This is a genomic window from Streptomyces hesseae, assembly GCF_031845785.1.
GTDB lineage: Bacteria > Actinomycetota > Actinomycetes > Streptomycetales > Streptomycetaceae > Streptomyces > Streptomyces hesseae.
On sequence record NZ_JAVRFI010000023.1, the window covers coordinates 1 to 17,386 of the forward strand.

A 17,386-nucleotide genomic window follows, 5' to 3' on the forward strand; every position below is an offset into this window, starting at 1 on the left:
GTTCCCTCCCCCCCGGCCCCAGGCAGGGGATGGCACCGCCCCGGCGGATCGGTGCCGGGGCCGTGCCCGTACCGTGGTGGTGTGTATCGGTTCCTGCTGACTCCCCGCTGGTGGGGGATCAACGTCTTCGCCGTGCTGGCCATCCCCGTGTGCCTGTTCATGGGCAGCTGGCAGCTCAGCCGCTTCGAGACGCGTGTCGACTCGCACCGCGAGCAGCAGACCCAGGCCGACGACGCCCGGGCGGCCGCCTCCGCGCCCCTGCGCGAACTGCTGCCCGTGAGCACCGAGACCTCCGGACGGCAGGCCACCGCCACCGGCCGCTACGACGCCGGGCACCAGCTGCTCGTACCCGACCGGGACCTCGACGAGCGCAAGGGCTTCTACGTCCTGACCCTGCTGCGCACCGACGCCGGGAAGGCCCTGCCGGTCGTCCGGGGCTGGCTGCCCGGCGACGCCGGCGCGTCCGCCGATGCCGCCAAGGTGCCCGCCCCGCCGTCCGGCGAGGTCACCGTGACCGGTGCGCTCCAGTCGTCCGAGAGCCCGACGTCCAAGGGCGTCCACTCCTCCGGAGGGCTGCCCCAGGGCCAGATCGGCGTGATCAGCGCCGCCTCGCTGGTGAACCTGGTGCCGTACGGGGTGTACGACGCGTGGATCACCCTGCGCGAGGCGCCCGCCCCCCTGACCGCCGTGCCCCCGGCCGCCCCCCCGAACAGCGGCCTGGACCTCAAGGCCTTCCAGAACCTCGGCTACACCGGTGAGTGGTTCGTCTTCGCCGGCTTCGTCGCCTTCATGTGGTTCCGGCTCCTCCGCCGCGAGGCCGAGGCCGCCCGCGACCTGGCGCTGGGCATCACCCCCGAGGACCCGAACGGTCCGAAGCCGGACGGCCCAGATGACGCTCCGCAAAAGCGATCTCCAGCCGAAGCTGCTTGATCCGCTCCTCCGTCACCAGCGAGCCGTGCCCCGCGTCGTAGCGGTAGACCTCGTGCGGGTGGTCGCGCAGCTTCAGCCGCTCGACGTAGTTCTCCACCTGACGTATCGGGCAGCGGGGATCGTTCATCCCGGCCGAGATGTAGACCGGCGCGCGCACCTCGTCGACGTACGTCAGCGGTGACGACGCGGCGTAGCGCTCCGGCACCTCCTCGGGCGTACCGCCGAGCAGGGTGCGGTCCAGGGCCTTCAGCGCCTCCATCTCGTCGTGGTAGGCCGTCACATAGTCCGCGACCGGCACCGCGGCCAGGCCCAGCGCCCACGATCCGGGCTGGGTGCCCAGCCCCAGCAGCGTCAGATAGCCGCCCCAGGACCCGCCGGCCAGCACCAGCCGCTCGGGGTCGGCGAGCCCCGAGGCCACGGCCCACTCGCGGACGGCGGCGATGTCCTCCAGCTCTATCAGCCCGACGCGGTGCTTGAGGGCGTCCGTCCAGGCCCGCCCGTATCCCGTGGAGCCCCGGTAGTTGACGCGGACGACCGCGAAGCCGTGGTCCACCCAGGCGGCGGGCGCGGCCGCGAAGGCGTCGCTGTCGTGCCAGGTGGGGCCGCCGTGGATGTCGAAGACCGTCGGGAACGGGCCCTCGCCCGCGGGCCGCTGCACCAGCGCGTGGATCGTGCCGCCCGGCCCCTCCACCCAGGCGTCGGTGACCGCCACCGAGTCGGGGGCGTGGGTGATGCCGTGCGCCGTCGCCGGCGGCTCCAGCACGACATGCCCGGCCGTGGACCGCACGACCGGCGGCTTGGCGGCCGAGGACCACAGGAACTCGACCGTCCCGTCCGGGCGCGGCAGAGCCCCGGACACCGTGCCCGGCGGGGTGTCGAGACGCGTCAGCTCGCCGCTGCCCAGGTCGTACCGCAACAGCTCGCTGCGTGCCTGGTAGCCGTGGACGACGAGCAGCGCGGAGCCGTCGGGGTACCAGGCGGCGTCCAGGTCGCCCGGCAGGTCGATGGTGAGCGGGGTCTCCTCGCCCGTGACCGCGTCCCACAGCATGGGCTCCCAGCGGCCGCGCCGCTGGTGGCCGACGAGCAGCCGCGAATCCCCGTCGACGGGGGCGAAGCCCATCACGGACAGGCCCAGCTCCTCGGTGCCGCCACGGGTGTCGTCGAGCTCGCCGACGGCCGTGCCGTCGGCGCGCACGACGCGGACGGCGGAGTGCATGGCGTCACCGTGCTCGGTGTGCTCGATGGCGATGAGCGTGCCGTCGTGGGACAGATCGCCGACGCCCGCGGACTGCTGGTGCCGGTAGATCTCCACAGCCTCGCGGCCGGGCCTTATGACGTGGACGGACGAGCCCGCCTTGTCCGTGGAACGGCCGATGACGGCCGTGCCGTCCCGGCCGATCGCCAGCCCGTCCGGGTACGAGGGCTCCAGGCCCGGCGCGGCGGGCTCGTCGGGCCCGCCGTGGAACGGCTGGCGGACCCAGACACCGAACTCGTCGCCGTCGGTGTCGGAGAACCACCAGATCCATTCCCCGTCCGGGGACAGCACTCCGCCCGTCGTCCCGTTGGGCCGGTCCGTGACCTGGCGCTGCGTGCCCGTGGCCCGGTCCCAGGCGTACAGCTCGAAGGTCCCCGTGGCGCTGGAGGTGAACAGCGACCTGTCCGGGGCGTCTTCCGCCCACCTCGGCAGCCCTGTGCGCGGAGCGCGGAAGCGCTTCTCCCAGTCCGGCATGGTGGCGATGGAGGCGGTGGGCGTCTCGGCCGCGCCGCCTCGCAGGGACCCGTTGCTCTCAGTCATGCCCCCATTCTGCGCTGCCCGGCCGACAACGCGGCGGGGAGCGGCCGAGCCTGTGGACGACGGGGCGATTGTGGATAACTCGCTCACTCGTTTGAGTTGAGAGTCATGCCTGACAGGTCAAGAGTCATGCCTGACAGGTCAAGAGTCATGCCTGACAGGTCAAGTCCTCGGCCGGGAGCTTGCCCGTGGTCAGGTACGCCGTGGCGGCCTTGTCCGCACAGGAGTTGCTGTCGGACGCGTAGAGGACGCCGTGGCCCTCCCCGCCGGCGACGGTGAGCATCCGGGAGCCGCGCAGGGCACGGTGCATGGCCTGGCCTGCGAAGAGGGGCGTCTGGGAATCCCACTCGTTCTGTGTGGTCAGCACACCGACCCTGTTGTCTATCTTGGTCTGCGGCTCGCTGCCCTGCTTCCAGAAAGCACACGGCGTGATGTTGGCCGCGAAGTCGCCGTACAGCGGATAACGGGCCTTGTCGCGGATCGCCTCGCGACGGTACTGCTCCGGGTCGCGCGACCAGGTGCGGGTATCGGCGCACATGAAGGACCAGGCGACGGAGACGTAGTTGTCGTCGGGCTCCTCAACCTGACTGGTCGTACCGGACGAGTTTGGATCCTGACCCTCGGCCGCGTTCTTCAGCCCGACGATCAATTCGGAGGCTTTCTGCACGTGGAAGAACGTGCCGTTGTCGGCCCGGATGGCGTCACCGGTGAGGGCCCGCCCCCCGAATTGAATGGGCTTACGGTTCGCTTGCGCGATCAGATCCCAGTAGGCCTTGCGGACCTCGGCCGGGGTCTTGCCCAGTCCGTACGTCGTGTGTCGAGCGGCGGCCCACTCGCTCCATCGCGCGAAAGCCTGCTCGGCGCCCTTCGCCATGTCTTGGAACATTCCCCGGTAGACCCGCGTGGGGTCGGTCGAGCTGTCCAGTACGAACCGGTCGGCTCGTTGGGGGAACATCTGCGTGTAGACGGCGCCGAGGTAGGTGCCGTAGGAGATTCCCAGGTAGGAGATCTTCTGCTCGCCCAGCGCGGCACGGATGACGTCCATGTCACGAGCAGCGTTGCGGGTGGTGAGGTGCGGCAGCTTGTCACCGGCCTTGGCCTGGCACTTCTCGGCGATCGTACGAGCCCGGTCCACGTCCTTCGCGAAGGTCTCGGGCTTGTACGGGTTGTCACTCTGTTCGTCCGCCGTCAGACCGCAGCTGACGGGAGAGCTCTGTCCGGCGCCCCTCAGGTCGAAGCCGATGAGGTCGTACTGCCGCTTCACCTCCCCGGGGAACTTCAGCAGCGGGTCGACAGGCAGACGTAGCCCCGGCGCGCCGGGGCCGCCGGGGTTGAGCAGCAGAGCTCCGCGACGTTCCTTCGTGCTGCTCGCCTTGAGCCGCGAGATCGCGATGTCGATCGTCTTGCCGCCGGGATCGCCGTAGTCCAGCGGCACCTTGAGCGTCGCGCACTGAAAGTCGGCGGGGCCGTCAGCAGCGCAGCGCTTCCACTGGAGCTTCTGCTGCGTGAACGAACCCAGAGGACCCAGAGGATCCTTGCCGGCAGCGCCATCCGATGCGCCAAATGCCGTCACGGGCGCCAGCGCCGAAAAGGAAGCCGCCGCGATGCCGGCAGCAAGAACGGGCGCTATTCGTCTCGCTATTCGTCTGTTTCGCACGATGATGCTCGTCCTTACCGAGGAGAGTGGCCGGCCGGTCAGGCCGATCCTGGCTCGCGAGGTACTGGACGCGCATCGCGGGAAGGCGGGAAAAGACGCTCCCCCGATCGAGGGAGGTCGTCGGCGAACCACCCGGGCATACTGGCCGATCATGATCAGGAGAATTCGGTCACTATCGCGCGGCTCCACATATTCGGGCGCGCTCTTCGGCTTTTGCGGCGCGCTGGCGAGCCTTCCGCTGTTGCCTTTCGCGGCACTGCCGGCGCTGGCGTGGCCCTCCGCTTCCTACATGGTGCGGGTCGTGCTGACCGTGCTGGTCTGGGCGGTGCTGATCGGCCTGATCGGACTGGCTCGCCCCACACGCCGACTGCTGATCGCATGCGCCCGACGGCTGCTGAAGGTGCCGTTGCCGGACCCCGTGGCCGTACGCCGCCCCGCGAGCTCACCCGACAGCGGGCCGTCCCCCGCCGCGCGGGCCGGCGCCGACCGCTGGCGGACTCCGGTCTGGCTGCTGCTGCACGTGGCACTGGGGTGGATGGCGGCGCTGGCCTGCGGTTCGCTGATCCTCGCGGGCCTGACCATCCTGCTCGTCCCGGTGGACGGACTCCGGGCCGAAGCGGGAATCTCCCTGTTCGGCTGGACGGCTCGGGCGGACGGCGGCTGGGCGAGCCGGATGGTCGCGCTCGGCTTCGTGCTCCTGGGGATGGCCGGATGCGCGGTGCTGACGGGCACCCTGCGATGGCTGGCGCCGAGACTGTTGGGCCCGTCCTCGGCCGAGCGCCTCACGCTGGCGGCCGAGCGGGAGACGGTGCTGGCCGAACGCAACCGACTCGCCCACGAGTTGCACGACTCGATCGGCCACACGCTGACAGCGGCAACGATCCAGGCGGCGGTGGCGGGCGAGGTGCTCTCCGCCGACCCGGCGGCGGCGCGGGCCGCCATGCGCAGCATCGAGGAGTCGACCCGGGCCGCGCTGGAGGACCTGGACTACGTCCTGGGCGCGCTGCGCGAGGAAACGGCGGGCACGGCGCCGACCCGCACCCTGGCCGACCTGCCCGGACTGCTCGACCGATTGCGGCACGCGGGCGGGGAGGTGGAGCCGGAGCTGTCGGGCGAGTTGGCGCAGGTGCAGGGGACGCTCTCCCGAGCGGCGTACCGGATCCTCCAGGAGGGCCTGACGAACGCGCTGCGGCACGGGACGGGCGGCCCGATCAAGGTCCGGGTGGCGGCCGCGCCGGACGGACTGGAGCTCAGCGTGGTCAACCGGACGGGGGCGAGGACGGGCTCGCGCACCTTCCCGACGTCCGGGCACGGCCTGCCAGGGCTGACCGAGCGCGTGCGGCTGCTGCATGGTGAGATCGAGGTCGGCCCGGCCGGTCCGGAGCACTGGCGGCTGGCGGTCCGGCTGCCAGTACGGTTGTCGGCATGATCGGCTCCGACACGAGCGCCACCGTCACGACCAGCCCTGACGCGAGCACTCCCGTCACACTCCTGATCGCGGACGACGACGAGGTGACCCGCAGCGGCCTGCGCACGCTGCTCGCCGTGCAGCCGGGGATCACGGTGGTGGGTGAGGCCGCCGACGGCATCGAGGCGGTCGAGCAGGCGCGGCGGCTGCGACCGGACGTGGTCCTGATGGATGTGCGGATGCCACACCGCAACGGCATCGAAGCCACCCGGCAACTGCTGGCCGACCCGGCCGAACCCCCCAAGGTCGTGGTGATCACCACCTTCGAGACCGACGACTACGTCACCGCCGCACTCAGCGCCGGGGCCAGTGGCTTCCTGCTCAAGCGCCTTCCGGTCCGGCAGATCGCGGAGGCGGTGCGAGTTGTGGCTGCGGGAGAGGCGATCCTCTTCCCGACAGCCCTCCGCCGCATGGTCGCCGCCCGCCCCCTGGCCTCCGCCGAAGCGCTGCCGAAGGCGGCGCTGACGGGCCGGGAGGAAGAGGTGCTGCGGCTGATGGCCACCGGCCTGTCCAACCCGGAGATAGCGGACTCGCTCACGGTGAGCCTGGAGACCGTGAAGACCCACGTCGGCAACGTACTGACCAAACTCGGCGCACAGAACCGGACCCACGCCGTGGTGATCGCCTACGAGTCCGGCCTGGTCGTACCGGGCTTCCCCGGCTGACGCCGAGGCCACCCGCCGGGTGGGCCCTCGACGCGTTGCCGAGTGCGCTCCAGCAAACGACTCAGGCCCGGTCTTCTCTGTGAGAAGACCGGGCCTGAGCTGGTTATTCACCTGTCGGGGTGGCGGGATTTGAACCCACGACCTCTTCGTCCCGAACGAGGTGCGGGGGAGCTGCTGACGTTGGGGGTGGGGATGAGGTGCAGGCCAGGGCGTTGGTAGGCGTCGGTCTGGCTTGGTGACGGGCGGGACACTTTGCAAGATCCACTCCTCGGTCACTCCTCTCCCATTTCTTCCTGAGCAGGAGCCTCCCCATGTGCGTGCGAGGGCGCGACGTGGTTCTTGCCACTGAATGCCGTGTCGATGCCGAAGGCCGTTCGCATCCCCATGAAGGGTTGCTAGTGATGACCCTATTGCTCGCGCAGCACCGTATTTCGCAACCGCAGACAAGAGCCGCGAGTTAGTTTTATAAAGTTCGAAACAACAACATTTTCTGGGGTCCAGGGCGATAACTCGCAACCTGGACCCCAGCCCACGGGGGGATATTTTTCCAGCGAACTAGACGTTCGTTTTAGACAAGCTGAGACAGTTGATCAAAGATGTAATCGAGGAAGCCGTCAAAGGTATCCGCAACGACTTCCAGTCCGGAGTCATTGACGTCATAGGTTGACGCAATCAGAGAGCCACCACTGATGCGGTAGACCTTGCTATCGGATGGCATCAAGACAAACAGCCCCCCGCCCCCATCCGATCCGAAAACAAGGATGGAACCATTGATGGATCCAGTCACCTGCGTCGGCTGACTCCCGGCTGCCCCTTCTATTACTTCCTCGATAGGATCTACAAAGATCCCATTGCCGACATCGGGCAGAGATACGCATTCTACTTGACCGTAGAACTCGACCAGATCGGCCGGAGCGCCTGCTGTAGCAAGTGCGCGAAGCATGTCATGCTTGGGCTTCCCTGTGGCTTCGACCAGACGGTTCTCTCCCGGTTCGTAGCCGTAAGTAGCCTCGAATCTTCTCATGAACTCGACCGTAAGTCGAGACGTCATACCAATCCAGTTACTTAGGCTCTTGCCAGAAGTAGGCACCATATCCCCTATCTATTTGCCTAGCGAAGTCCTCAATCTGAGCCCGAGTAGGCTTCGGGTTCATGTCGTGGAACCACTTCCACTGATTCGTTATTTCCTGATGGACGTTAGCTGGACGAGACTTCATTCTACTACCAGGCACGCCGCGCATGTTGGAAGGGGCGTCGAAGTCGAAGTTTGCGAACCCCGGATGGTTTCGGTACTCCTGAGGGATGGCGTGATGCGCATCCCAGTCGTCGGGAAGGCGCTTGTATCCGTTCTTCGATAGGGCGGCATTAAATCGCCCGCGATAATTGCTGAGCTTAATCGTTGGAAAGTCTGGATCGTACCCGTCGCAGTTGGAATTGTGTACCAGAACTGCAGTTGGCCCGGCGAGTACGTAATAAGTGTGGAAGCCTTCGACCGTCAGATTGTAAGTCCGGGCATGCTGACTGTAAGGGCGGTTGCCTTGGACTCTTACGTTTCCTTGGGAACTGGTGAGCAGACTGCTTCCGGGTGTGAGCTCACCTGCCGCGCGCCAATGGTGTTTTTCTGGACTCCAGAAAGGGTGTTCGGAGGTTGCTGTGAGTTTCCTCGGGCCCTCTGGAGTGGAAATTGTTAGTTCATTGAAATTTTTGTCGTCTTCAGTGACGATTCTCCGAGTCACTGTGCGCGGCTCGGTTTTTTCTGTGCTCGGGTCGGTAGAGAGGACCCGATCGCCGGCTGCTACGTCCTCAATGTTCTTGACGGTTCGGTCGGCCATCAGGACTTTGGTGCCAGCAAGGAAGCATTGTTTACAGCCGCGCTTAAACCACTTCCGTATAATGTCGCGCACGGATTTGCCGCCCTTTTCGACGGCCCTCGCCTTTCTCGTCGGGAGGAGATTGGCGATTATTTCTTTGCAGGTATCGAAGGTAACTTTGTCGCCGCACTCGGCCGCGTCCTTCAGTGAAAACCAGTCCAGAGTGAAGCCAACTATGCCGTCGTAACAGCGCGGATCATATAGGGGGCATCCACGCTCGATCGCCCAGTGGGCGATTCCCTCTGTTTCTAGGGCTTTTCGTCTGGCGTCGGCTTCCTCCTTATTTATTTGATTCAGGAGCTCCGTTTCGCGATCCTGTATCCGTATTGCAAGCTCATGGGCCTTCGTTTTGGCCGAGGCTATTTTGGCGGCATCAGCGTCCTGGCCAGCTTGAACAGCAGACGTGTAGGCATCGGCGGCTGAGGCATAAGCGTCGTCTGCGTTGTCTTGAGCCCATGCGGCTGATGCTTCAGCATCAGCCGCATAGGCCTCAGCTGCGTCAGCATCTGCCATAGCGGCTGCTGAAGCCTCGCGTGCGACCTGCGCTGAGCGGGCGGCGTCTGCAGCTGATGCTGCTGCCTGTTGCGCATAGCCTCGCGCCTGGTTGGCATAGTCGGCAGCCTGGTTCGCTGATTCCTGTGCTTGTTTGGCGTAGTCAGCGGCCTGCTCTGCAGCCTTGTTGGCCGTGACGGCGACGACGGCGGCTTCGGCTGCATTCTTCTGTGCTGTGGCGGCAGCTACAGCAGCTTCGGAGATGAGTTGCTTGACGCTTGCCACATGGATAGCAGTGAGATGGTCCAGACGTGCTGTGGCGTACTGCCCAGTCTCGATGAAAGCATGCAGCAGTTCGGGTGGGCTCTCGAGGGCAACCTTGGCAGCTGCCTTTGTCTCAGGACCGCCGCCGTCCATAAGGCGGGAGGCCAAGACACGTTCGTCAGCTTCGCGGGCGACGTATTGAGCCTCGACCAGGAACTTGCGGAGATTGTCGACCGAGTCATCTCTGAGGGCGACACGGGCTGCAGCCCTGACTTCTTTCCCTGCGCCATCAGAGATCTGGCTTATGCGCAGGCGATAGTCGCTGAGCGCAGCGTCGTGCTGTCCGCTGCTCAGAAATGCGCTGACTTGCTTGGCGTCGCCCTTGAGCGCCCCTTCTGCAGCCTTTCGGACTGCTTCCAGTTTGCCTTCCAGCGCGATGTGTTGAACCTCGGCGCGTTCATCCTCACTTACAGCCTCTTGACGGCCTGTTCGAAGATAATCGCGAACTACGTCATCCGAGCCTGCCAGTGCGGATTTAGCGGCGGCCTGACTCCAAGGTCCCCGGACCCTAAGGATCTGGACTGCCAGCTTACGACCTTTGACAGCCAACGCCTTGGTATCGGTCTCCGGCTTTGCTGCTTCGACCGCAAGGCGCCCAGCTTCCTCGTCTAGGGCTTTGTTGTCGGCAATGGCGCGCTTGGTCTCGGCCGTTCGGCGGTCATCTTCCTGCCGAAGGACCCTGGCCCGCTCAATCCTGGCTTGAGTCCTGGTTTTTAGCTCCTCAGCCTCCACCTTCTGCGCCAGTTCATGGACCTTACGTGCTGTCTCAACTGCCTTGACCGCCTGATCGGCTGCCTCTTTGGCTGCCTTGGCGTGATCGGTGGATTGTTTCGCTGCAGCCGTTGCTTCACCCGCGTGTTCAGCAGCTTCTTCGGCAGCTTTTGCCGCATTTCTGGCGTGTTGTGCAGCTTGGTTAGCTGCTTGTAGCGCCTCAGCTGCTGCGTTGGCTGCTTCGTTTGACAGGGCCTGCGCTTGCCTAGCTGCTCGAGCGGCAGCCGCCGCCTGGCTTCGGGCCGTTCCCGCCCACTGTCGCGCCTCAGCCGCTTCGGCGCTCGACTCGCCCGCAAATCCTCCGGCTTCGTCCGCTGAGTCAGCAGCGGCACTGGCATTAGCGCTCGCGCTGGCGGCGGCGCTGGCTGCATCTTCCGAGGCCCGCGCCGCAATAACGACCTGCTCTACAGCCTCGCGAAGCCCGTCCACGGCGCGAGCAGCGGCGTAGGCATTTTCGGCTTCCCGCCGCGCAGCGGCTGCACCATTGGCATCCACGGCGGCATTCGCAGCGGCATCACGGGCTCGTGCTGCTGCCTCGGCCGCTGCGGCGGCTGCGGCCGCTGCGTTCGCAGCGGCGTTGGCAGCCATGCGGGCCGCATAATTTGCTGCCTGGGCCGCGCCGATGGCCTCCTGGGCTGCGTTGGCGGCGCCGGCTGCAGCATTGGCTGCGCGTCCTGCGGCACCTGCTGCACGTGAAGCATCTTTGCCTGCGGCCTTGGTTTCGGCTGCCGCCTTCTTTGCCGATTCCTTTGCTAGCTCGGCCGCCTTTACGGCGCGGTCCGAAGCTTCCTTGGCAGCCTCAGTCTGTCGTTTGGCAACCTTCCCGTCCTCGATGGCTTGTTGAGCCAACTGCGATACGGTGGCTCGTTCCTGATCGCGTGAACGCGCCACGTATTGACCGACGTTCAGGAACTCGCGCACATCATCGATGGATCCCTTGAGAGCTACCCGGGCAGCCTCTTTGGTTGCTGCGCCTCCAGCATCTGCAATCTGGGATGTTCTGAGCCGGTCGTCGGCTTCACGAGCCGTTCCTTGAGTCTCATCCAAGAATTTGCGGATGTCCTCCGCTGAGCCTTGCAGAGCTGTCCGGCCGGCCTCCCGCACGGTAGGCCCAGCACCATCCATGATCCGTGAGACTTGAAGACGCTCATCTTGTTCCTGCGGCTCCTGCCAGCCTTCCTTCAGAAAGCTGCGCAGATCTTCCGCCGTGCCGGCCAGGGCCTTACGGGCCGCATCGCGGACGCCGGGTCCACCAGCGTCGAAGACGCGCGAGGCAGTGAGCCTGTCATCGTTGAGTTCGGCCAGTTCTCTATCGCGGTCGAGGAACCGGCGTACGTCGTCATCGTTGCCGGCAAGGGCTACCTCGGCCGCTGCTTTGACTTGAGCCCCACCTCGGGTCCACAGCTCCACCACCAGAGCTCGGCCGCTCAGCCCAGATAGGCCATCGTTGCGTTGCTCCGCAGCTGTTACGGATCCACCGAACAGACCCAGAAGAAGGGCCAATGACAGCAGGAGAACGCAAAGCTGACGTGCCCGCTGCGGTCTCACTATAGCCCCTCCCAAATGGAGGTTGTGTCTCGCCAACTTGTTTCTTCCTTCTAGCGATAGGCGTAGATCATCTCCGCGAGCATAGCTGCGAACCAGAAAGCTTCTGTTCGCCTTCGTGTAAGCCGTCCATCTGTGCAGCAATCCAGCCGCTCGGCACCGCTGAGCTTGTGATGCAACGTCGGCTCTGCAGCACAGGGGTGCCTGGTGGTGTACACCCCCGCTTCGGTCTGACGTCAGGTCAAGTGCGGCTCGGCGTCGGCAGGCTGATATCGTCTTGGGGTCGTATTTACCTTGCGATTACATCCGGCTTCTGCTTTGATGAAGCCCTGGGAAGGATCTACGTGATACCTCGCGCGCGCAGAGTTCTGTTCGCAGGAATCGTTGCGTCCGTCACGGCCGCGGTCGGCATTTCTACGCTCAATGTCGCTTCGGCTTCCCCAGATCCGGCGAGCGATGACTCTCTGTCTTTCACTGCGGAAACTTTTGCCTACCCTAATGCGGCGAAGATCCTCAAGGAGCGCGGAATCATCCTTCGTAAGGGTGACGGTCACATCATCTTGGCCGATTGCTCTGCTTCCCGGGATATCGAAGTTCTGTCTACGCGAACTGACGAGCCGAATCCGGACAGGGGGCGGTTCTGCTTTAAGGTCACTGGCACGGGAAAGGCTGGATATCTGGCTCTGGAGATCCCGAAGGTGCACCACCTGTCTACGGGTGACTTTGCCATCCACGCCAGCCTCACCGCTGACGGCAAGACCCAGGAAGTCAGCGTCCCCAAGTACGACGACGCATCGGTCGGTGAGGGCACCAAGGTTCCTGGCAGCCCTACCGTGCTGGTTGAACTCCGCGTCGCCGGCTAACACTTCCGCGCCGTATATCCGGCTTGTGGCTCTCAAGCCACGGTTCCCAGCGGACTTCCGCGTATTCAGCCCAGAAGGATTCACCAGCACATGACTGCCATACGCCCGCGCTCCGCGTGGGTTTCGGGGCTTGTCGCCTCCTCTGTCGCTGCCAGCCTGCTGGCTGGCGCCTCCGCGCACGCCGTCGTAGGTGAGAAGGTCAAGGACGGCTCGCTCCCGTTTGTAGCGAAGCTCGACATCGGAGGAGGACAGCGCAGCTGCTCTGCCGCCCTGGTGGATCAGCAGTGGCTGCTCACCTCGGGTAGCTGCTTCGCTGACAACCCTGCTCAGAGCATCCAGATCCCCGCCGGCGCACCCACACTGAAGACGACGGCCACGATCGGCCGCGCGGATCTCACACGCGACAGTGGCGTGGTGGCGGATGTCGTGGAGCTCGTCCCCCGCGCCGATCGAGACCTGGTCATGGCACGCCTGGCAAAGCCGGTCACTGGGATCAGCCCCGCAGATGTCAGCACCAAGAGCCCGCTGCCGGGTGAGGACCTTTTGGTCGCCGGATTCGGACGCACCAAGGACGAATGGGTCCCCGACAACCTGCATTATGGGAAGTTCACCGTCAGCTCGGTGAAGGACACCTCGATCGGCATCACGGCAAAGTCTGACGATGCCGCCGTCTGCCAGGGCGACACTGGTGGCCCTGCCTTCCGCTCAATCGGCGGGCGCTACGAGCTGGTCGGCCTCAACAGCATGTCCGGCCATGGTGGCTGCCTGGGCGCCGACGACACACAGACCAGCCGCGCTGCCAAGGAATCCCGTCTCGATGACATCAACAGCTGGATTCAGCGCCTCCGTCTGACCACCCGCGCTGACAGCCCCACGAACGTCGTTACCGCAGCCGACTTCAACGGTGACGGTCGCACCGACATCGCCGCAGTGCTCAAAGACGGGTCTCTGGTCGCCTTCTACAGCGGCCCGGACGGCATCCTCGAGTACGGCCGGGAACTGTGGCACGACAAGTCCTGGGACGGTATGCGGAAGATCATCGGAGGTGACTTCAACGGCGACGGCAAGGCGGACCTCATGGCGATCGCCTACGACGGAGGCCTGCGGCTGTACGCCGGAACCGCCGATGGCAAGCTCGCGGAAGGCCGCAAGGTCTGGAACGACGCTTCCTGGAGCACCATGTCCCACGTGGTGCGTTACAAGGACAAGGGCTGGACGCGCGACGGTCTGATGGCCGTGCGGGATGACGGCGCGCTCTTCGCCTACCCCACCAGCACCGATGGTGCCCCGACCAGTCAGCGGACCGAAAAGTGGGGTGACAGGACCTGGACCAAGCGCCTGCTCACCTCCGGCGACTTCAACGGCGACAACCGCGACGACCTCGTCGCCGTAGCCACCGACGGCACGCTGCAGCTCTACGTCGCCAACGACAAGGGCTCCTTCGACTCCGCCCGCAGCATGTGGCCGGCGAAGGAGTGGGGAGCCATGCAATACATCCTGGGCGGCGACTTCAACGGCGACGGCAAGGGCGACATCTTCGCCCGCTGGGGCCGCGGAGACCTTCGTTGGTACCAGGGTGATGGCAACGGGAACCTTGCGGTCGGTCGCCCGGTGTGGCCCACCAATCCCTGATAGTCACCTCGTGGCCCTCGTCCTCGCGGACGGGGGCCACAGTCGCGTCGTTAGGGTTTCGGGCCCCAGAGACATAGCTGGTGGAGATCTGGCCGCCACGGTGGCCGCCCTCGGCCGCGACGAGATCAAGCGGGCGAATTTGAACGGCCCAGTTCCGCGAGGCTTGCCCTGGCACCGGACCCGCACGACAGTGTTGAGGATGGAAGCTGGTGCCGTTGAGCACTTAGTTGGCCTTGGCCGGTGGTGCGTCCGCTATGCCCCCGGGGCGCCTGGTGCCGCGTCGCTCGCGGCTCGTTGGTTGAACCCGAGTTTGCGTGATCGGCCTCGTCGGCTTGTCACGCGCACGCAGGCCGGGGCGAGGTTCGCGGTGGATACCCAGGACCTGATTCAGCGCTACATCCAAGATCATGAGGCTTCTTCGGACGCCTCCGAAGTTGATGGACGAGCGCCTCGGCCACCTGGACGGATCGGTCCAGGCTCGGTACGACCACATCGATCCGGCGATGCGACGGGACCTGATGGAGGGGCTCACCAAGATCTGGGAAGCAGCGCTGGAGATGCGGCGGGCGATGTGTCCTACATCACCTGTACGCGCGCTCGATGTGCTGCTGCGAGGTCGCCGGTAGCGGGATCCCGGAGATTCCGCTTTCCAAGATCCACTCCTCGTTTGCTCCTCGTCTGCTCCTCGCAGTCCTCGCGGCGCTCCAGCAAACGACTCAGGCCCGGTCTTCTCTATGAGAAGACCGGGCCTGAGCTGGTTATTCACCTGTCGGGGTGGCGGGATTTGAACCCACGACCTCTTCGTCCCGAACGAAGCGCGCTGCCAAGCTGCGCTACACCCCGATGTGCGACCGTTTCCCGTTTTTCGCGGGCTCCGGAGCAACGAGGACTACTTTAGCCGACTGGAGCCCGTAGGTGAAATCCGGTTCCCGAGGACCCGCACGTGGGGGCGTACGCGGTCGAGGAGGACGAGGGTGAGGGCCAGGGCGTAGAAGGCCAGGCCGAAGACGATCGCGTTCTGGGCGATGCCCGCGTAGCCGTGGAGATCGACGTCCAGGAAGGGGTACGGATAGCGGCCTTCGGTGCCCGGGTCGAGGAGGGCGCCGCGGATCAGGGCGAAGGGGAGGTAGAGGAGGGGGTAGAGCAGCCACTGGCCGGCGTGGCGGAGGAGGAAGGCGCCGGGGGCGGTGAGGACGAGCCAGTCGAGGGCGGCCGCGAGGGGGGTCGCGGTGTGGAGGAGGTGGTTGGCGATCGATTCCAGGGGCGTGCGCTCGCTGGTCATGGCGAAGCCGCTGGAGTCGTTCGACAGCACGAAGTGGAAGACGAGACCCGTGATGGAGATGTAGAGCAGCGCGCCGCCCGTGATCCGCGGGGAGAGGGCCGGGCGCCCGGTCCAGGCGCGGTGGGCGGACCAGGCGCAGGCGATCGCCAGCAGGATGTTGGACTGGATCGTGAAGTAGCTGAAGAGCCGGAGCAGGTCGCCGGACTCGATCGTGTCCAGGGCGATGCCGGTGAGGGCCGCCAGGGCGATGAGCGCGCGGAAGGCCGCCGCGACGGGGCGGCGGCCCGTCGGGGCCGCCGGGACGGCCTCCGTATCGGGCAGGCCGGTCCGCGCGGTGGTGGGGGATGTCGGGTCGGTCATCCCCCCACCGTACGTGTGGGCCCGGAATGTCCCCTGGTCAGTCGCGGGCTACGAGGGTGAGCAGCGTGGCCTCGGGCGGGCAGGCGAAGCGGACCGGGGTGTAGCGGTTGGTGCCGCAGCCGGCGGAGACGTGGAGGTACGACTGGTGGCCGCCCGCGCGGTGGGTGGACAGGCCCTTCACCCGCTCGGGGTCGATGTCGCAGTTGGTGACCAGCGCGCCGTAGAAGGGGATGCACAGCTGGCCGCCGTGGGTGTGCCCGGCGAGGATCAGCGGGTAGCGGTCGGCCGTGAAGGCGTCCAGGACGCGCAGGTAGGGGGCGTGGACGACGCCCATGGAGAAGTCGGCGCCCTCCTCCGGGCCGCCGGCCACCCGGTCGTAGCGGTCGCGCTTGATGTGCGGGTCGTCGAGGCCGGTGAGGGCGATCTCCATCCCGTCGATCTTGAGGGAGCCCCGGGTGTTGGTGAGGTTGAGCCAGCCCGCCGCGTCGAAGGCGTCGCGCAGCTCCTCCCAGGGGTTGTGGATCGCGCCGACGACCGGGGCGTTGCCGTTGAGGCCGTGCCGCCCGGTGGTCCGCTCCATGAGGTAGCGGGCGGGGTTGCGCAGCTTCGGGCCGTAGTAGTCGTTGGAGCCGAAGACGTACGCGCCGGGGAAGTTCATCAGCGGGCCGAGCGCGTCGAGGGTCTCGGGCACGCCCTGCGGGTCGGAGAGGTTGTCCCCGGTGTTGATCACGAAGTCGGGGCGCAGCCCGGCGAGCGACTGGAGCCAGCGCTGCTTCTTGCGCTGGCCGCCGACCATGTGGATGTCGGACACCTGGAGCACCCGCAGCGGCCGCATGCCCTGCGGCAGGACGGGGACGGTGACCCGTCGCAGCCGGAAGGAACGGACTTCGAAGCCGGCGGCGTAGGCGAGGCCCGCCGCGCCGATCGCCGTGATTCCCAGGGGTACTCCGTATCGCGCACGCATGTCGTCCATCGTCGCAGACGGCCGGGGGTGCGCCTGCCACGGTCCCGGGCGGGCAAGGGAGTTCACAGGGCAGTTCACAGGGCAGTTCATGGGGGAGTGCATAAGGGATCCCAAAGGGCGTGCAATGGGGATCCAATGGGAGTTGACGTCGCGCGGGCGGTCGGTCCGGTGGTGGCGTGTCGTCCGGGCCGGAGGCCGTCCGGCGGTTAATACGGGGCGCGTGAGCGGGTGGGATGCGAAGATTGCGGCATGACCACGCTGAAGTCCAAGCTCCACGACGACCTCACGGCCGCCATCAAGGCGCGCGACGAGCTGATCGCGTCCACCCTCCGTCTCACCCTGTCCGCCGTCGCCTACGAGGAGACCGCGGGCAAGGAGGCCCGTGAGCTCTCCGACGACGAGGTGCTGAAGGTCATCGTGCGCGAGGCGAAGAAGCGCCGCGAGGCCGCCGAGGCCTTCGACAAGGGCGGCCGGGCCGACTCCGCCGAGCGTGAGCGCGCCGAGGGCGAGGTGCTCGCCGGCTACCTGCCGCAGCAGCTGTCGGACGAGGAGCTCACCGCGATCGTCGCGGACGCCGTGGCCCAGGCGAAGGCGGCCGGCGCCGAGGGGCCGAAGGCCATGGGCGCCGTGATGAAGATCGTGAAGCCGAAGGTGGGGGACCGCGCCGAGGGCGGCCGCGTTGCCGCCGCGGTGAAGAGCCTGCTCGCCGGCTGATCCGGGCTACATACAAGCGGGCTACATACAAGCGGGCTACGTACAAGGGGGCGCCC

12 protein-coding genes, 1 tRNA gene and 1 pseudogene are annotated in these 17,386 nt (G+C 66.3%); 7 read left to right on the forward strand and 7 right to left on the reverse strand.

Annotation, left to right across the window (positions count from 1 at the left end; translation table 11 throughout):
* The first annotated feature begins 81 nt into the window (after nt 1-81).
* Nucleotides 82-930 carry an SURF1 family protein gene (locus RM609_RS27240; protein ID WP_311614229.1) on the forward strand — a complete coding sequence of 283 codons (849 nt, stop codon included), beginning with the start codon at nt 82-84 and terminating at the stop codon, nt 928-930.
* Here RM609_RS27240 and RM609_RS27245 read toward each other — a convergent pair.
* Nucleotides 848-2,725, reverse strand: a complete 1,878-nt coding sequence (locus RM609_RS27245; protein ID WP_438828547.1) for a S9 family peptidase — start codon at nt 2,723-2,725, stop codon at nt 848-850. The genes RM609_RS27240 and RM609_RS27245 overlap by 83 nt on opposite strands.
* Nucleotides 2,726-2,870: 145 nt before the next feature.
* Nucleotides 2,871-4,379 carry an alpha/beta hydrolase gene (locus tag RM609_RS27250; RefSeq protein WP_311614230.1) on the reverse strand — a complete coding sequence of 503 codons (1,509 nt, stop codon included), beginning with the start codon at nt 4,377-4,379 and terminating at the stop codon, nt 2,871-2,873.
* Between the two features lie 151 nt (nt 4,380-4,530).
* Between RM609_RS27250 and RM609_RS27255 the strand changes: the two genes are divergently transcribed.
* Both RM609_RS27255 and RM609_RS27260 read left to right on the forward strand, forming a co-directional pair.
* Entirely contained in the window at nt 4,531-5,808 is a 1,278-nt protein-coding gene (locus RM609_RS27255; protein WP_311614231.1) for a histidine kinase, read from the forward strand.
* Nucleotides 5,805-6,512 (forward strand): response regulator, encoded by a 708-nt coding sequence (locus RM609_RS27260; protein ID WP_311614232.1) that lies wholly within the window; start codon nt 5,805-5,807, stop codon nt 6,510-6,512. Before RM609_RS27255 ends, RM609_RS27260 begins: the two co-directional genes overlap by 4 nt.
* A gap of 568 nt (nt 6,513-7,080) precedes the next feature.
* Here the strand turns inward: RM609_RS27260 and RM609_RS27265 are convergent.
* Both RM609_RS27265 and RM609_RS27270 read right to left on the reverse strand, forming a co-directional pair.
* On the reverse strand, nt 7,081-7,536 hold the full coding sequence (locus tag RM609_RS27265; protein WP_311614233.1) for an SMI1/KNR4 family protein: 456 nt from the start codon (nt 7,534-7,536) through the stop codon (nt 7,081-7,083).
* Between the two features lie 37 nt (nt 7,537-7,573).
* Nucleotides 7,574-11,473, reverse strand: a complete 3,900-nt coding sequence (locus tag RM609_RS27270) for a polymorphic toxin-type HINT domain-containing protein (RefSeq protein ID WP_311614234.1) — start codon at nt 11,471-11,473, stop codon at nt 7,574-7,576.
* Between the two features lie 287 nt (nt 11,474-11,760).
* On the opposite strand from RM609_RS27270, the gene RM609_RS27275 reads away from it, so the two are divergent.
* The 3 genes and pseudogenes from RM609_RS27275 to RM609_RS27285 all read left to right on the forward strand — a co-directional run.
* On the forward strand, nt 11,761-12,378 hold the full coding sequence (locus RM609_RS27275) for a hypothetical protein (protein ID WP_311614235.1): 618 nt from the start codon (nt 11,761-11,763) through the stop codon (nt 12,376-12,378).
* A gap of 90 nt (nt 12,379-12,468) precedes the next feature.
* Complete coding sequence (locus tag RM609_RS27280; RefSeq protein WP_311614236.1) at nt 12,469-14,010, forward strand: FG-GAP-like repeat-containing protein; 1,542 nt, start codon at nt 12,469-12,471, stop codon at nt 14,008-14,010.
* Nucleotides 14,011-14,414: 404 nt separating this feature from the next.
* Nucleotides 14,415-14,636, forward strand: a pseudogene (locus RM609_RS27285) (LacI family transcriptional regulator); the annotation flags it as partial.
* Nucleotides 14,637-14,779: 143 nt separating this feature from the next.
* Here RM609_RS27285 and RM609_RS27290 read toward each other — a convergent pair.
* The 3 genes from RM609_RS27290 to RM609_RS27300 all read right to left on the reverse strand — a co-directional run bounded on the left by RM609_RS27290 (nt 14,780) and on the right by RM609_RS27300 (nt 16,616).
* Nucleotides 14,780-14,853, reverse strand: a tRNA-Pro gene (locus tag RM609_RS27290).
* 46 nt (nt 14,854-14,899) lie between these two features.
* Nucleotides 14,900-15,652: a Pr6Pr family membrane protein gene (locus tag RM609_RS27295; RefSeq protein ID WP_311614238.1), complete on the reverse strand. Its 753-nt coding sequence runs from the start codon at nt 15,650-15,652 to the stop codon at nt 14,900-14,902.
* 37 nt (nt 15,653-15,689) lie between these two features.
* Nucleotides 15,690-16,616 (reverse strand): metallophosphoesterase, encoded by a 927-nt coding sequence (locus tag RM609_RS27300; protein ID WP_311614239.1) that lies wholly within the window; start codon nt 16,614-16,616, stop codon nt 15,690-15,692.
* Between the two features lie 249 nt (nt 16,617-16,865).
* On the opposite strand from RM609_RS27300, the gene RM609_RS27305 reads away from it, so the two are divergent.
* Complete coding sequence (locus RM609_RS27305) at nt 16,866-17,330, forward strand: GatB/YqeY domain-containing protein (RefSeq protein WP_311614240.1); 465 nt, start codon at nt 16,866-16,868, stop codon at nt 17,328-17,330.
* Nucleotides 17,331-17,386: the final 56 nt, after the last annotated feature.

Bases quoted from the DNA above. Each gene is read 5' to 3' on its own strand.
- RM609_RS27245 (WP_438828547.1), bottom strand. From the start codon at position 2,725: ATGACTGAGAGCAACGGGTCCCTGCGAGGCGGCGCGGCCGAGACGCCC.
- RM609_RS27255 (WP_311614231.1), top strand. From the start codon at position 4,531: ATGATCAGGAGAATTCGGTCACTATCGCGCGGCTCCACATATTCGGGC.
- RM609_RS27260 (WP_311614232.1), top strand. From the start codon at position 5,805: ATGATCGGCTCCGACACGAGCGCCACCGTCACGACCAGCCCTGACGCG.
- RM609_RS27265 (WP_311614233.1), bottom strand. From the start codon at position 7,536: ATGAGAAGATTCGAGGCTACTTACGGCTACGAACCGGGAGAGAACCGT.
- RM609_RS27280 (WP_311614236.1), top strand. From the start codon at position 12,469: ATGACTGCCATACGCCCGCGCTCCGCGTGGGTTTCGGGGCTTGTCGCC.
- RM609_RS27295 (WP_311614238.1), bottom strand. From the start codon at position 15,652: ATGACCGACCCGACATCCCCCACCACCGCGCGGACCGGCCTGCCCGAT.
- RM609_RS27300 (WP_311614239.1), bottom strand. From the start codon at position 16,616: ATGCGTGCGCGATACGGAGTACCCCTGGGAATCACGGCGATCGGCGCG.
- RM609_RS27305 (WP_311614240.1), top strand. From the start codon at position 16,866: ATGACCACGCTGAAGTCCAAGCTCCACGACGACCTCACGGCCGCCATC.